This is a genomic window from Bacillus sp. AMCV2 (assembly GCF_056033925.1).
Window position 1 is genome coordinate 1036006 of sequence record NZ_JBVYIB010000002.1, and the last position, 14825, is coordinate 1050830.

Sequence of the window (14825 nt, forward strand, 5' to 3'; positions counted from 1 at the left end):
TAAAAAAAGACACTCAGCGTATCAGAACACATTTCGTCAGAAAATTAGGTCTTTCGACATGTTCACAACAAAATATGATCCTTTATAATAGCAAAAAAGGAGGCGAGATCATGGGAAAAGGGAGAATCAGAGTGGAGGAAAGAATTAAAGCCGAAACGGATGCTGAAATGCAAAAAGCAACTCTCCTTGATCAGACACAAACGAAAAAAGGTAAGTGACTGTCCCTATTGAATCTGGCTGATAGATGAATTGAGAAATGACCCCGGCGTTTCGCCGGGGTTTTGTGCTGCAAAAGACATTTAAATGAACATCCTTACGAATATTTTAGTATAATAAACAATTGATTGGGATAGAGGGGAGACAGTCATGCCGGATTATCTGCAGCAGTATTTTACGCTTGATATCATCATTCAAATCGGCATCAGCTTGGCGATTTTGCTGGTGTTTCTTATACTTAGAAAATTATTCACAAGATATTTCTTTAACCTGCTTTTTAATTTGACAAACCGGCCGAAAACAGAAATTTTTAAACAGGTGGTTCTGGCGTTTGATAAGCCGGCCAGATGGTTTTTTGTTGCCCTTGGGCTGTTTTTAGCGATCCGGTATTCACCGTTTTTAGATGAGCAAATGCCGGTCATCAGCAAAATATACCGCTCACTGATTGTGGCGCTCTTGTGCTGGGGTCTTTGTAACTTGACCGCAACATCGTCGTTTATCTTCCATAAGGTGAATCAGCGCTTCGAGCTTGACATGGATGACATTCTGGCTCCGTTTTTATCCAAATTGCTTCGTTTTGTGATCATTGCGCTCAGTGTCAGTGTGATCGCTCAGGAATTCAATTATGATGTCAACGGATTTGTAGCGGGCCTAGGTCTTGGCGGGCTGGCTTTTGCGCTTGCCGCGAAGGATACCATCAGCAACTTCTTCGGCGGTATTATTATTATTACTGAAAAGCCGTTTACAATTGGTGACTGGGTGGAGACGTCGACAGTAACAGGATCAGTCGAGGATATTACCTTTAGGAGCACGAGATTCAGAACAGCACAGGGGGCGCTTGTAACGGTGCCGAACTCTACGCTGTCGATGGAAGCGATCACGAACTGGACAAGAATGACCAAACGCCAGATTACGTTTTCCATCCATGTGTCCTACGCTACGCCGATTGAGAACCTTGAACGCTCCATTCATTCTCTCAGAACAATGCTCTTAGAGCATGAGGGCGTTGATAATGAAACAATCATGGTCAACTTCGATACGTTTGCCGACAGCTACTACAATTTATTTTTTAACTTCTATACAAAAACGACAGTTTGGGCTGAAAACCTTAATATTAGAGAGGATATCAACTATAAAATTATTGAGATTTTAGGTGCGGAAGGTGTCCAGTTTGCATATCCCGGCCAAATGGTTGTTGTCAAGCAAAAGCACGAAAGCGACCCATTCCAGGTGAATCTAAATAAAGAGGAAAAGGAACGGGCTTAAAAGAGAGACTTCGTCTGACAGAGGCGGAGTCTTTTTCATGGTAAAATAAGAGAAAAAGGCGGTGTTGAGTTGGAAGCATTCAAAAGTATTCTACATGAAGCACAGAGAATTGTTGTGCTGACCGGAGCGGGAATGAGCACAGAATCAGGGATTCCCGACTTTCGTTCAGCAGGTGGCATTTGGACGGAAGATGCCTCAAGAATGGAAGCGATGAGCCTTGATTATTTTTTAAGTCATCCGCGTCTGTTTTGGCCCAAATTCAAAGAATTGTTCCAGATGAAAATGAGCGGCAGCTTTGAACCGAATGAAGGCCATTTGCTTTTAGCTGAGCTGGAGAAGCAAGGGAAGCAGATCGATATTTTCACACAAAACATTGACGGTCTTCATAAAAAAGCGGGGAGCAGGCATGTGTACGAACTGCATGGTTCTATCCAGACAGCAGCTTGTCCGGCATGCGGCGCCCGATATGATCTTCCCCATTTGCTGGAGCGGGAGGTGCCGGAGTGCACGGCGCCCGGAAACAATGGGGACATTTGCGGAACGGTATTAAAAACCGATGTTGTTCTCTTTGGCGACGCCGTCATGCACTTTGACACCCTTTATGAAAAGCTGGATCAAGCAGATCTTTTATTGGTTATCGGCACGTCTCTCGAAGTGGCTCCGGCTAGATTTGTGCCTGAGGATGCAAGTCTGATTCCCGGCATGAAGAAAGTCATCATAAACCTTGAACCAACGTATTGCGACAGCTTGTTTGACATGGTCATCCATCAAAAAATCGGCGAGTTTGCCCGAAGTTTGGGCATAAAAAAGTGAGCCGCCTTATGCGCCTCACTTTTTTATTCATGAACAGGAACCATTGTGTCCTCTAACACTCCGAAGGAATAGCCTTTTTCTTTTAATTTATTGATTAGTACCGGCAGCGCGTTTACGGTAGCGGGAAGATCATGCATGAGAATCACATTCGGGCGGCCTGAAGAGCTGTGTTCCATATTTTCAAGCTGCTCTAACACGGCCGACACATACTTTGAATTTCGGTATTTCCAGTCCATGCTGTCAATCGTCCAATCCCAGTACACAAAACCGTCTTTCTCAAGATTGCGGATTTGTGAGGGGGTTAGTGACGGCTTGCTTCCGTAGGGCGTTCTGACAAGAGCGGTTTTATAACCTGTAATGTCCTGCAGCGTGTCACGCGCCTCCTGCATTTCTTTTAGCGGAGATGTCGGTGTTTGATAGAACAATCTGTTATTGTGGGTAACGCCATGTAAACCGAGTGCGTGGCCTTCCTTTTCTGCTCTTTTCACAGCTTGTTTGAATTCGTTCATCCGCGGTGACAGCATAAAAAACGTCGCTTTTACATCAGCGCTTTTCAGTACATCGAGCAAGCGGTTTGTAAAGGCTGACGGGCCGTCATCGAAGGTTAAGTAAACCGTTTTATCTCCCATGTCCTGCTTTGTCTGCAGATGTTTTATCAGCAGATCGGGGGAGTCGTTTTTCAGCTTAAGGCTTTCCTTCTCATCTCGAAGCTGTCCGTTAGTTGTGACAGTGACTTCCTTTGCTTTCGTTGAACTGTTGGAATAACCCAAAATCACCATAAGCAAAAGCAGCACACATAAAACTGCTAAACTTGCAAATTTAAAAGCAAGCGAAACTGCAGAAGGAGAAGCCTCTCCTCTCGTTTGTCGCATAACAATCTCTCCATTGGCATAAAATCTCTACATAATGCTGTACAGCAGGCAGCTTATGAAGATGCCTTATGTTTACAACCTATGTATTACCAGTCAAGTATACAGGAATAAAACTGGAAAGCACATAGAAAATTTGTCGAAATGTCAGATTTTAAGGAAAAAATAAACTCCTTTCCGCTATAGATCTCTTGATCTTTCTGTTTTTCAGCTTGTCCAATATGGTAGAATTAGTGACAATGACAGCTTGAATTACATCAGGGACATCTCGAAAAGGGAGGGCTTTTATGAAGGTTTTAGTCAATGGTCGGCTGATTGGGCGCAGTGAAGCATCAATCGATTTGGAAGATCGCGGTTATCAGTTTGGTGACGGCATCTATGAAGTGATCAGGGTGTACAAAGGAGTATTGTTCGGCTTACGTGAGCATGCTGAGCGTTTTTTCAGAAGTGCTGCTGAAATCGGAATTTCACTGCCATTCAGTATAGAAGATCTCGAGTGGGACCTGCAAAAACTTGTACAGGAAAATGCGGTCAGTGAGGGAGCGGTATACATTCAGACAACAAGAGGTGTGGCCCCGCGAAAACACCAGTATGAAGCCGGCCTCGAGCCGCAGACTACTGCTTATACGTTTACGGTGAAAAAACCGGAGCAAGAGCAGGCATACGGAGTGGCGGCCATTACAGATGAGGATCTTCGCTGGCTAAGATGTGATATCAAAAGTCTGAATTTACTGTATAATGTCATGACAAAGCAAAAGGCCTATGAAGCGGGAGCATTTGAAGCCATTTTACTTAGGGACGGCGTTGTTACGGAGGGTACATCCTCTAACGTTTATGCCGTTATCAACGGCACGGTGCGAACACATCCAGCTAACCGGCTCATTCTCAATGGAATTACACGGATGAATATTTTGGGACTGATTGAAAAGAATGGGATCAAACTGGATGAGACTCCTGTCAGTGAAGAAGAGTTGAAACAGGCGGAAGAGATCTTTATTTCGTCAACGACGGCAGAAATTATTCCGGTCGTGACGCTCGATGGACAATCGGTCGGAAGCGGGAAACCCGGACCGGTGACCAAACAGCTTCAGGCTGCTTTTCAAGAAAGCATTCAACAGGCTGCTAGCATTTCATAAATGAACGAAGAAAAGAGCCCGCTTTATACAGCGGGGCTCTTTTTATTTTTTAACAAATCCAATCAAAATGGAGATCATCGGCGATATATAGAGGAAGAACGTAAACGGGATGTAGTCTATGACTGGAACACCAAGTGCGCTCGCCATAAATGCGCCGCTGACGCCCCAAGGAATCAATGGGTTAATTAATGTTCCGCCGTCCTCTAATGACCTTGTCAGAAATTTTCGCTGGATGTTTTGTTTGTCATATAAGGATTTAAATGATTGTCCCGGTATTAATATCGATAAATACTGTTCGCCGGTTGCCAAGTTGACGCCGATGCTTGAGCAGACAGTTGCTGCAACAAGACGGCCTTTTGAGCGGATGCCTTTCATGACGCCTTCCAATAGTGCAGAAATCAATCCGATTTTCTCCATCAATCCGCCAAGTGCAAATGCAATCATAATGAGAGAGACAGAGCCCATCATGGATTGCAGTCCGCCTCTGTTGATAATTTTAGCGGCTGCCTCATTGTCAGTTTCGAAAGTTGTGCCATTTTGCAAAGCTGTCATAAACGCCTGCAGGCTGCTGTCGGGTACAAAAATAGCAGTCAAAATTCCCGAGGAAATAATTCCGGCAGTCAGAACGGGGATTACTGATACCCGTTTAATTGCCAGCAAAACGACTAAGAGCGGAGAAAGAAGGGCCCACGGTGTCACGTTTGCAGCATCTTTTATTCCGGTTATGACCTGCTGAATATTATCGGTTGAAGCAGCGTCCGCTGACACTGATGAACCGAGAAAGTAAAACAGAACGACAGTGATGAGCAAAGCTGGAATGGTTGTGCCCATCATATGGCGAATGTGTTCAAAGATCGGTATTTCGCCTATCCCGGCTGCAAAGTTGGTTGTGTCCGACATCGGCGACATTTTATCCCCAAAACAAGCGCCGCATATGACTGCGCCTGCTGTCCATTCAAGCGGAACGCCAGCCGCGCTCGCCACGCCAATCAGCGCTACTCCGATTGTGCTTACAGTTGTCAGGCTTGAGCCAACAAGTGTGCTGATGATCATACATGAAAACAAAGCAGTCAACAGAAGGTGGCTTGGTTCAATAAAGGCTAGGGCATAAACTGTCACAGTCGGTATTGCGCCGCTGTACATCCAGGCGCCGATTAAGATGCCGATCAGCGCTAGAACAATAATCGGCTGTACGCCGTTTTTGATCCCGTCTACAATCCCTTTTTCAATACTCTTCCAGGAAAATCCAAACCATAAAGCTGCTGCTGAAAGCATGACAACACTTAAAAACAGCGGGATATGAGGTTCTACATGAAGCAAGAATAAGCAAGAAATAATAATGCATAACATGAATATAAATAAACCGACGGCTAACGGAAACGTCAGCTTTTTTTGAGAATCCAAAATAACACCCCATATTTATCTTTAATGCTTTTGTGCTTTTGGGCACGAAAGCATTATAACAGAAAAAAACGAAAATCTATGTTTTTTCACAATTATGAATATAAAAGAAGTGAGCACAGGGCGTGCTCACTTTACAATCAGGACGGGTATATCCGATTTTGCTGAAAGCTTTTCACTTACACTTCCGAATATTAGCTTTTTCAGCCTGTTTTGGTCTCTGCTTCCGGTTACGATCATATCGGCAGAAATGCGGTTTGCATGCTCGATAATTGATTCAGCCGGATCGCCTTCTAATATATCGATATCTCCATCTGCCTGCTGTTCATTCAGCATCATTCTGGCTTCGGCGATGACTTCTTCCGTACGGTCTTCATAGATCATTGGCTCAGGTGATGTTACATCCGATATCAGTGGATCAGGAACACTTGTCACGCCTCCGCTGATATAGCTTGCCTCAGCTGCGGGTCTGGGCGGGTCGATGACGGTCTGATTGTCTTTCATATCATGTGAATGGGCGACGGTAATAGTGGCATTTACGGTTTTAGCAAGATCAATGGCTGTCTGAAGCGCTTTCTTACTATTTTCACTTCCGTCAAACGCAACAATGATACGGTCAGCATGGAACATCCTTCTCACCCTTTCAAAGCGTCTTACAACACTACTACCCGAATTTGAGCACAATTAACCTTTTCCTATTCAAGTAATGATTGACAATAAAAGGTTTTGTTTATATGATGATAAAAAGATGAAATCAGAATGGAAGGAGGGTTTGCTATGCCAAGGAATTTGCATGTTTATCAAACAGTTTCATATTGGCGCGGCAAACCTTTTGTTCTGTTTTCGTGAACGGTTTTTTAGGTCGGACCGCGCGCTGAAAAGCGCTGTGCGTAACATATCGGTTAAAAAAGGCATGGAGCTGACGCTTCATGCCTTTTTTATATACAAAATCTATGGAAAGACAGGTGTATGGGATGTGAAGACAAATACAGAGGCGAGGGCTGTTCGTGCCAAATTGGATGAAAAAAGCTGCAAGGAAAAAATAGAAGGCGGCTGATGAGGAGATGGGGATAGATGTTTTCAGTTTTGAAAAAGCTTGGCTGGTTTTTTAAGGCGTACTGGCTGCGCTATACGATTGCGATTGTCCTTTTATTAGCAGTCAATGTCATTGAAATGTTTCCGCCTAAGCTCTTGGGGAACGCCATAGATGATATGAAAGCAGGGGCGTTTACTGCGGAAGGGCTGCTGTTTTATATCGGTATCTTTTTTGTGCTGACGGCGGCCGTGTATATCATGTCTTATTTTTGGATGCATCAGCTGTTTGGCGGAGCGAATCTGATGGAGAAAATTCTTCGTACGAAGCTGATGGGGCATTTGCTGACTATGTCGCCGCCGTTTTATGAAAAAAACCGGACAGGCGATTTAATGGCACGAGGGACAAATGATCTTCAGGCCGTCAGTTTAACGACAGGGTTTGGCATCTTGACGTTAGTCGATTCTACGATGTTTATGATGACGATCTTTTTGACGATGGGGTTTTTGATCAGCTGGAAGCTGACCTTTGCCGCCATTATCCCGCTTCCAGTCATGGCGATTGCAATCAGTCTATATGGAAGTAAAATTCATGAGCGGTTTACTGAGGCCCAAAACGCGTTCGGGGCGCTGAATGACAGAGTGCTGGAATCTGTTTCAGGCGTGCGGGTGATTCGCGCGTATGTTCAGGAAACAAACGATGTTCGCCGGTTTAATGAAATGACCGCTGATGTTTATCAGAAAAATATGAAAGTGGCTTTTATTGATTCCCTGTTTGAGCCGACGGTGAAACTGCTTGTCGGCGCAAGCTATCTGATTGGGCTCGGCTACGGAGCGTTTCTTGTATTCCGGAACGAGCTGACGCTTGGAGAGTTAGTGTCCTTTAACGTTTATCTAGGCATGATGATTTGGCCGATGTTTGCAATCGGTGAACTCATTAACGTGATGCAGCGCGGCAATGCGTCATTAGACCGGGTAAATGAAACTCTTTCTTATGAAACGGATGTGACAGATCCAAAACAGCCCGCTGATCTTAAAGAGCCTGGAGATATCGTTTTCAGTCATGTCAGCTTTACATATCCAAGCTCAACAAGTGACAATCTTCAGGATATTTCATTTACGGTGCGAAAAGGGCAGACTGTCGGGATTGCAGGTAAAACCGGGAGCGGAAAAACGACAATTATTAAGCAGCTTTTGCGCCAGTATCCTCCAGGTGAAGGGAGCATTACATTTTCAGGCGTACCGATTCAGCAAATCCCTCTTGACCGGCTCCGCGGGTGGATCGGATATGTGCCTCAGGATCATTTACTGTTTTCACGGACTGTAAAAGAAAATATTTTATACGGAAAACAGGATGCAAGTGATAAAGAGGTTCAGCAAGCCATTGCCGAAGCACATTTTGAAAAAGATTTGCACATGCTTCCGTCCGGTCTGGAGACAATGGTCGGTGAAAAAGGCGTAGCACTGTCAGGCGGGCAGAAACAAAGAATTTCGATTGCGAGAGCACTCATGGCAAATCCGGAAATCTTGATCCTGGATGATTCGCTTTCCGCTGTAGATGCCAAAACAGAGGCTGCAATTATCAAGAACATCAGAGAAAACCGCAAAGGAAAAACGACAATGATTTTGACGCACCGATTATCCGCGGTAGAGCACGCCGACCTGATCCTTGTGATGGACGGCGGCGTCATTGCTGAGAGAGGCACGCATCAAGAACTGTTGGCCAATAATGGGTGGTACCGGGAACAATATGAAAGACAGCAGCTGTTCACTGCGGAAGAAGGGGGAGCAGGGGCATGAAAATAGGAAAAACGTTATGGAGATACGCACTTCTTTATCGAAAATTGCTGATCACAGCCGTCCTTTTGCTAGCTGTTGCCGTCGGTGCAGAACTGACTGGGCCCTTTATTGGCAAAAAAATGATAGACGACCATATCCTCGGCATTGAGAAAACATGGTATGAAGCTGCGGAAAAAGATAAAAATGCCGTTCAGTTTCACGGCGTCTCATATGTCAGAGAGGACCGCTTGCAGGAGCCTGTTTCAAAAGCAAAAGAAGCGCATATTTATCAAGTGGGAATGGCGTTCTATTTTGTTGATCAGGCTGTCAGCTTCGACGGGCATAGAACGGTTTCTGACGGGAAACTGACGATCACAAACGGAGACAAGAGCCGGGCATATGCTGCCGAAAAGCTGACTAAGCAGGAACTTTTCCAGTTCTATCAGCCGGAAATAAAGGGAATGGTGTTACTGATCTGCCTGTATGGGGGCTTGCTTGTGTTTTCGGTATTCTTTCAATACGGACAGCATTATCTGCTGCAGATGAGTGCCAATCGGATTATTCAAAAGATGAGGCAGGACGTGTTTTCGCACATACAGAAAATGCCGATTCGCTATTTTGACAACCTTCCGGCCGGAAAAGTCGTTGCGCGGATTACCAATGATACGGAGGCTATCAGGGATTTATATGTCACAGTGCTTTCAACATTTGTGACAAGCGGAATCTATATGTTCGGGATATTCACGGCTTTGTTTCTGCTTGATGTGAAGCTTGCGTTTGTATGTCTGGCAATTGTGCCGATTATCTGGCTGTGGTCGGTCATATACCGGAGATATGCGTCATATTACAACCAAAAAATCCGCTCGATCAACAGTGACATTAACGCAAAAATGAATGAGTCAATTCAAGGCATGACCATTATTCAGGCTTTCCGCCATCAAAAGGAAACAATGAGAGAATTTGAGGAATTAAATGAATCACATTTTTATTTCCAAAACAGGATGCTGAATTTAAACTCCTTAATGTCCCATAATCTGGTCAATGTCATCCGCAATCTTGCGTTCGTCTGTCTGATCTGGCATTTTGGCGGTGCGAGCCTGAATGCGGCCGGGATTGTTTCTATCGGTGTGCTGTACGCGTTTGTCGATTATTTGAACCGGTTATTTCAGCCGATCACAGGCATCGTCAATCAGTTTTCAAAGCTGGAGCTTGCAAGGGTCTCCGCCGGGCGTGTTTTTGAACTGCTTGAAGAAAAGAAAACGGAAGAAGCGGGTGAACCGGCGAAGGAGCGTGCGCTGGGGCGGGTTGAATTTCGTGATGTGTCATTTGCGTATCAAGAAGGTGAGGAGGTATTAAAGCATATTTCCTTTACTGCGCAAAAAGGCGAAACCGTAGCGCTCGTCGGCCATACCGGATCAGGAAAAAGCTCGATTTTGAATCTTCTGTTTCGTTTTTATGATGCGCAAAAAGGGGATATTCTGATTGATGGGAGAAGCATTTACAACATGTCAAGACAGGAACTCAGATCCCATATGGGCATTGTGCTTCAGGACCCGTACTTATTCTCGGGTACAATCGGATCTAATGTAAGGCTGGATGACGAAAGAATGACTGAAGAAGAAATAAAAAATGCACTGCGGCAAGTCGGTGCTGAGCCTCTTCTAAAGAAGCTTCCGAAGGGCATTAATGAGCCCGTGATTGAAAAAGGCAGCACGCTATCCTCGGGAGAGCGGCAGTTAATTTCTTTCGCTAGAGCTTTGGCGTTTGATCCCGCGATCTTGATTTTAGATGAAGCTACAGCGCATATTGATACAGAGACAGAGGCCGTAATCCAGAAGGCGCTTGATGTCGTCAAACAAGGACGCACCACCTTCGTCATCGCTCACCGGCTTTCAACAATCAGAAATGCTGATCAGATTTTGGTTCTTGATAAAGGAGAAATTGTTGAGAGAGGGAACCACGAGGAACTGATGGCATTAGAAGGCCAATATTATCAAATGTATGAACTGCAAAAGGGACAGAAACATTCCATTGCATAACGCTCAAAAAACCCAAAACAATCGTGTTTTGGGTTTTTGGTTTATGTAGTCAATAAGCCAGTCCGACACGGTATCCGACATACTTACCTGTAACGAGCTCACGATATAAAAAGTCCGCAGTATCGCCGACCGAAATGCTTGTGCCGCCCTCAGGCAAAACGTTACGCTCCGTACGATATACGCCGGTTGCTGTTCCGTCCGGGAGGTAAGTGGGGCAGATGATTGTCCAGTCTAATGATGATTCTTTAAGCATTTCGTATACTTTTGTATGCTCCTTGGCTGCGCGGGTCTGCTTTCGTTTCGATTCATTTGTTTCAAACCGGTATTTTCCCGGTTCATATCGGGAATCTAGGATCCCTGCGGTGCCGATCGTAATAAGCCGTTTGATATGCTGTTCCTCCATAGCGGAGAGAATGTGTGCCATAGCAGTTGACAAGGTATCATCACCATCTGTGCCTAGACAGCTGATCACGATTTCAGCATTCTCCATTATTTTTTTCACATCTTCTAAGCGGCGGGCGTTTCCCGTGACGGTTCTGTCTTTTGAAAGGGGAAGATCAGCATGTTGAGATCTGATCAGAGCGAAAATATCAAATCTTTCATCTGCTGCAGCTTGTGTTAAAAAGGCCTGTCCGACGCGGCCGCTGGCTCCTAATAAAGCGATTTTCATCAAAAAACCTCCTCGCCTTTCATTATAAAAGGATGTTCTCAGTTTGAACAGCGCGGGAAAGAATACCTGTACAAATAAACAGAACGATGGGAAACATATTCATGAATCATGGATACACTTACGAACTGAACCAGCTCCCAATTCACAATGGTGATGAATGACACCCCGATTTCCTCCCTTTTTTTCTAGGATATGTGGAGCAGGAAAAAAGGGTGACAAAAAAAGAGAGCGCGGAAACCGCGCCCTCTATAGCCATATATTGAATTGTTATTGAACTCTGCCGCCCATTTGCTGCTGAGCGAAAGATACTAAACGTTTTGTGATTTCTCCTCCGACAGAACCGTTAGCGCGAGAAGTAGTGTCCGCTCCAAGGTTAACGCCGAATTCAGAAGCGATTTCAAGTTTCATTTGATCGATAGCCTGAGCTGCGCCAGGAACTAGTAAGTCATTTGAAGAGTTTTGGTTAGCCATGTGTAAAATCTCCTTTTTATTTAGTATGGTTGGGTTAACTGGAGTTGCACCAGATCTGTGAACCCTTATCGGGTGTCACTGCCGCCTCGGCGTAACCCAATGCTTTGCCGGCTTGTTACTACGTATTATGTTAAAATGGCCGGAAACTCATGCGGAGAATTGTGTGGTAAATCTTGAGAAAGCAAAAAAAGCTTAGCCGTTTAGGCTAAGCTAGTCATAAATATGAAAAAGCATCAGTTCATGTATCTCGTTTGTAAGAGCAGGCTCGTCAGCGCGGGCGGGAAACAAGTCTCCCCATTCAATCTCACCGCTCTTATGATAGATGCCTTCATAATGGGTCCCTTTATAATAAAATGATATTTTCCAACCGGGCAGCTTTTCTTTTGGGAACAACGGTTTCCAGCTGAAATGAGAAATCATAACGGCCACGCTCCTTACATTTGGTATCAATTGACCTGAATATAAACGGCTTATGTTCATTGTATCATTGTTCCAGAACATCATTGAAGAGGCCTTAATATGCAGTTTGTCCCAGCCTTGGATAAAGATAAGCCCGCTTTATTAAAAAAGCGGACAGGTTACGAAGGCCACAATGCTTCAGGAGATGTGATTGCCTTCTCAGATAAATAGGACGCGTATTCAAAGCTTCTTCGTTTTGTAAGAGAATCAACATGATGCAAATTTGGATGAGAAAAAATGCTTCGGCCCGGGCGCGAATTCGCTTCAAACATCCATACTTTACCGTTCTGATCAATGCCAAAATCGAAACCGATCTCCCCGATAAACCCCTCGATATGATCATGAAGGACATGGCTTGCCGTCAGTGCCGCTGCAGAAAGCTTTTTAATGACCTCAACTCTTTCAGCGGGATCATCGTATACTTCCGCAAGTGTCTTTACAGTGCCGCCGTTAGAAAGATGTGTTGTAATGCTGTTCTTTCCGGAAATTTTTACGGCAATTGCTGTCACTGTCCATTTTCCTTTTCTGTTTTTATTGGTATGGACACGGAAATCCGCTGGTTTGCCTTGAAATTCGATGAGATCAACACCTTGCTGAATGAGAAAGTCGGACGGGTTGTGCTGTTTTTGAAATTCTGCAAGGAATGAGGCGGCATCGGAATAATCAATCGAAGTAAATGTTTTGGCGTCATTCGTATGCTTTACCGTCAGGCCGCCATCTGTTCTTGTCAGCTGATAAATGCCGGTGCCGAGTGCTCCATTTGCCGGTTTGATATAGACTTTTTTGTATGCGCCACAGAGCTCATCTATCAGCTCCACAGATGGTGTCAGCTCGGATCTAGGCAAAAAGGGTGCCGTTCTCGGATCTTTTTCGAGCAATTGATGAACGTTCCATTTATTGAAAAACGTTTTATTAAACCATGGGATCTGATATTCATCGATCAGCCTCTTTTTTGTATGTTGCAAGAGAAGTGAATCTTCAATTTTTCGGTTCGGCAAACGATCATAAACGACGTTCGGCAATGGAACGATTTTTTTCTCCCAGCCGTTTTCCCTGTAAAGGAGGCCTTCAATCGTGCCTTCCTCCCAATTGATTTGGTGCGCGCCAAAAACGAAGCAGTAGCCTCCGGCTTGCTCGTGTAACGTGACAAGCTTAGAAAAAAAGAGGGAACGATCCTTAAATGGACGTTCAAGAGATACAGTAAACCCTGCCGTAAAGATGCCGACTAACGGCCCGATATGCACTGTATGATCATGAATCAGTATATCAGCCCTGCTTCGGTGGGGAAGCAAAAGCTCATGAAACAGATTTTCAGAGAGAAGCACGGTTTGTTCCAGATGCCGTCTGTAAGCAACGTGGCATCTGACAACCTTCGTTCCGAATGCGGCATGCAAAAGTCCGTCTTGCTTCAGCGAAGAGGGCAGAAACAGGGTGTTTTCACTGGTTTTGTCTATGCCGATCAAAAACCGTTTAGGATTCACGCGGAAGAACTCCTTTCTGGCTTTGCTCAGAAAACAGATATTGGCAGCGCTTTAGGGGACAAGTGTACAGCTGTTCTTTTTGCTCGGGAGAGACACGCAGGATTGACTTCCTGCCCGGTTTGGAATTGATATCTAAAATCCAAATTCTCCCGTCCTTTGCAAGACATATATCAAGACCGAGTTCAAACAACGGCCCGTAGCGCTCGTCAAGATAATACGGAACCGATTGGGTAATTGAAAACACATCATCTAGTAAAACCACTTGCTGTTTTTTCGGTATATCTTCAAACCAGGAGTCAAATGTCAGCGCATCAGATCCGCCTGACAAATTGGCCAGCAGCCCGTGTTTGTATCCGCGTCTTACTGCCTTTCCGACTGTATTCCATTCACCTGCTTCGTTTTTTTCCATAAACAGACGAATATCACAAGGGTATTGTTCCTTATCTTGAATGTTTAAGTAAGGCTGAAGCAAATATTGATGCTGAAGCACTTTTTTGCACCATGTTTTAAAAGAAGTCTGGTTGGAAAACGTTTTTGTCTGCTTATCCTTTCCGATGTGATAAGTAGCAGTGATGTTTTTCTTGCCCAGCTTCAAAAGAATCACGCCTCTGCCTCCCGCGCCGAATGCCGGTTTAAGGATGCAGGCTTTTTCTTTGGATAAAAAGGAGTGAATTTGTTCGTAGCGGTTCACCTTTATCGTTTCGGGAATATAGGGATTGATTACAGAGTGCTGCTGCAAATCGTGAAGGACGGTCCACTTATCGGGAAGACCCCGCCCGATAAATTCCGTTTTCGGATATTTTTTGAGCCACTCAACGATTGGTTTTGCTTTTTGGGAATGTGAATCCTTGCCGTAAAAACAGCGATCATAAATATAATCTGGAATCGCCATTTCAGTTTCGTTCCATGTGCTGCTGGCCGAATGATAGACCGATGCTTTGACACGCAAAGTGTCAGGTGAAATATCAAATGGTGTAAACCGGATGAAACGTATGCCGAATTCGGGTGCTCTTTTGGCCAGTTCTGCGGAATAATCCGCTTCATGCTGGCGGGATAAGGACATAAAACCGAGTGTTATCATGGTGAGACTCCCCCTTTTATTCAAAAGCTGTCGGCGGGTGTCCGCAGCTTTACACTAAATACATGTAAGACGAACGCAGCTGACGGTATTCTACTTTACAGAATACGATTCT

Annotated in this window: 15 protein-coding genes and 1 pseudogene; 7 read left to right on the forward strand and 9 right to left on the reverse strand. The window is 44.8% G+C overall.

From position 1 onward, the window contains the following. Positions 1-110 precede the first annotated feature (110 nt). The 3 genes from AC0OMA_RS05460 (at position 111) to srtN (ending at position 2295) form a co-directional block, all read left to right on the forward strand. Positions 111-218 carry a YhdX family protein gene (locus AC0OMA_RS05460; protein ID WP_009966908.1) on the forward strand — a complete coding sequence of 36 codons (108 nt, stop codon included), beginning with the start codon at positions 111-113 and terminating at the stop codon, positions 216-218. A 148-nt stretch (positions 219-366) separates the two neighbouring features. After that, on the forward strand, positions 367-1482 hold the full coding sequence (gene mscY, locus AC0OMA_RS05465; protein ID WP_015383218.1) for a small-conductance mechanosensitive channel protein MscY: 1116 nt from the start codon (positions 367-369) through the stop codon (positions 1480-1482). A 69-nt stretch (positions 1483-1551) separates the two neighbouring features. Continuing rightward, on the forward strand, positions 1552-2295 hold the full coding sequence (gene srtN / locus AC0OMA_RS05470) for a sirtuin NAD-dependent deacetylase (protein ID WP_015383219.1): 744 nt from the start codon (positions 1552-1554) through the stop codon (positions 2293-2295). A 23-nt stretch (positions 2296-2318) separates the two neighbouring features. Here the strand turns inward: srtN and AC0OMA_RS05475 are convergent, their stop codons facing one another. Beyond that, the gene (locus AC0OMA_RS05475) at positions 2319-3167 is read right to left on the reverse strand and encodes a polysaccharide deacetylase family protein (RefSeq protein ID WP_181218694.1); all 849 of its coding nucleotides are present in this window, start codon (positions 3165-3167) and stop codon (positions 2319-2321) included. 284 nt (positions 3168-3451) lie between these two features. Here AC0OMA_RS05475 and dat point away from each other — a divergent pair, with 284 nt between their 5' ends. After that, the gene (dat, locus tag AC0OMA_RS05480; RefSeq protein ID WP_015483020.1) at positions 3452-4300 is read left to right on the forward strand and encodes a D-amino-acid transaminase; all 849 of its coding nucleotides are present in this window, start codon (positions 3452-3454) and stop codon (positions 4298-4300) included. A 42-nt stretch (positions 4301-4342) separates the two neighbouring features. On the opposite strand, the gene nhaC is transcribed toward dat, so the two are convergent. Together nhaC and AC0OMA_RS05490 are read right to left on the reverse strand one after the other, a co-directional pair. Continuing rightward, the gene (gene nhaC, locus AC0OMA_RS05485) at positions 4343-5704 is read right to left on the reverse strand and encodes a Na+/H+ antiporter NhaC (protein WP_181218696.1); all 1362 of its coding nucleotides are present in this window, start codon (positions 5702-5704) and stop codon (positions 4343-4345) included. A gap of 126 nt (positions 5705-5830) precedes the next feature. Beyond that, positions 5831-6331: a universal stress protein gene (locus AC0OMA_RS05490; RefSeq protein WP_015383222.1), complete on the reverse strand. Its 501-nt coding sequence runs from the start codon at positions 6329-6331 to the stop codon at positions 5831-5833. A 163-nt stretch (positions 6332-6494) separates the two neighbouring features. Here AC0OMA_RS05490 and AC0OMA_RS05495 point away from each other — a divergent pair. The 3 genes and pseudogenes from AC0OMA_RS05495 to bmrD all read left to right on the forward strand — a co-directional run. Continuing rightward, positions 6495-6653: pseudogene (locus tag AC0OMA_RS05495) on the forward strand (hypothetical protein); the annotation flags it as partial. Positions 6654-6775: 122 nt separating this feature from the next. Next, positions 6776-8533: a multidrug ABC transporter ATP-binding protein BmrC gene (bmrC, locus tag AC0OMA_RS05500; protein WP_100506244.1), complete on the forward strand. Its 1758-nt coding sequence runs from the start codon at positions 6776-6778 to the stop codon at positions 8531-8533. After that, positions 8530-10551 carry a multidrug resistance ABC transporter ATP-binding protein/permease BmrD gene (bmrD, locus tag AC0OMA_RS05505; RefSeq protein ID WP_015383225.1) on the forward strand — a complete coding sequence of 674 codons (2022 nt, stop codon included), beginning with the start codon at positions 8530-8532 and terminating at the stop codon, positions 10549-10551. The genes bmrC and bmrD overlap by 4 nt, the downstream gene beginning before the upstream one ends. A gap of 49 nt (positions 10552-10600) precedes the next feature. On the opposite strand, the gene AC0OMA_RS05510 is transcribed toward bmrD, so the two are convergent. The 6 genes from AC0OMA_RS05510 to spaC form a co-directional block, all read right to left on the reverse strand. Further along, positions 10601-11221 carry an SDR family oxidoreductase gene (locus tag AC0OMA_RS05510; protein ID WP_015383226.1) on the reverse strand — a complete coding sequence of 207 codons (621 nt, stop codon included), beginning with the start codon at positions 11219-11221 and terminating at the stop codon, positions 10601-10603. Positions 11222-11259: 38 nt separating this feature from the next. Further along, the gene (locus AC0OMA_RS05515) at positions 11260-11385 is read right to left on the reverse strand and encodes a hypothetical protein (protein WP_003245136.1); all 126 of its coding nucleotides are present in this window, start codon (positions 11383-11385) and stop codon (positions 11260-11262) included. A 103-nt stretch (positions 11386-11488) separates the two neighbouring features. After that, positions 11489-11692 (reverse strand): beta type acid-soluble spore protein SspB, encoded by a 204-nt coding sequence (sspB, locus tag AC0OMA_RS05520; protein WP_003233287.1) that lies wholly within the window; start codon positions 11690-11692, stop codon positions 11489-11491. Positions 11693-11902: 210 nt separating this feature from the next. Beyond that, on the reverse strand, positions 11903-12121 hold the full coding sequence (locus AC0OMA_RS05525; protein WP_010886462.1) for a YheE family protein: 219 nt from the start codon (positions 12119-12121) through the stop codon (positions 11903-11905). Positions 12122-12270: 149 nt separating this feature from the next. After that, positions 12271-13632, reverse strand: a complete 1362-nt coding sequence (gene yheD, locus AC0OMA_RS05530; protein ID WP_015383228.1) for a spore coat associated protein YheD — start codon at positions 13630-13632, stop codon at positions 12271-12273. Beyond that, positions 13622-14713, reverse strand: a complete 1092-nt coding sequence (spaC, locus tag AC0OMA_RS05535) for a spore coat associated protein SpaC (RefSeq protein WP_003233283.1) — start codon at positions 14711-14713, stop codon at positions 13622-13624. The genes yheD and spaC overlap by 11 nt, the downstream gene beginning before the upstream one ends. Positions 14714-14825: the final 112 nt, after the last annotated feature.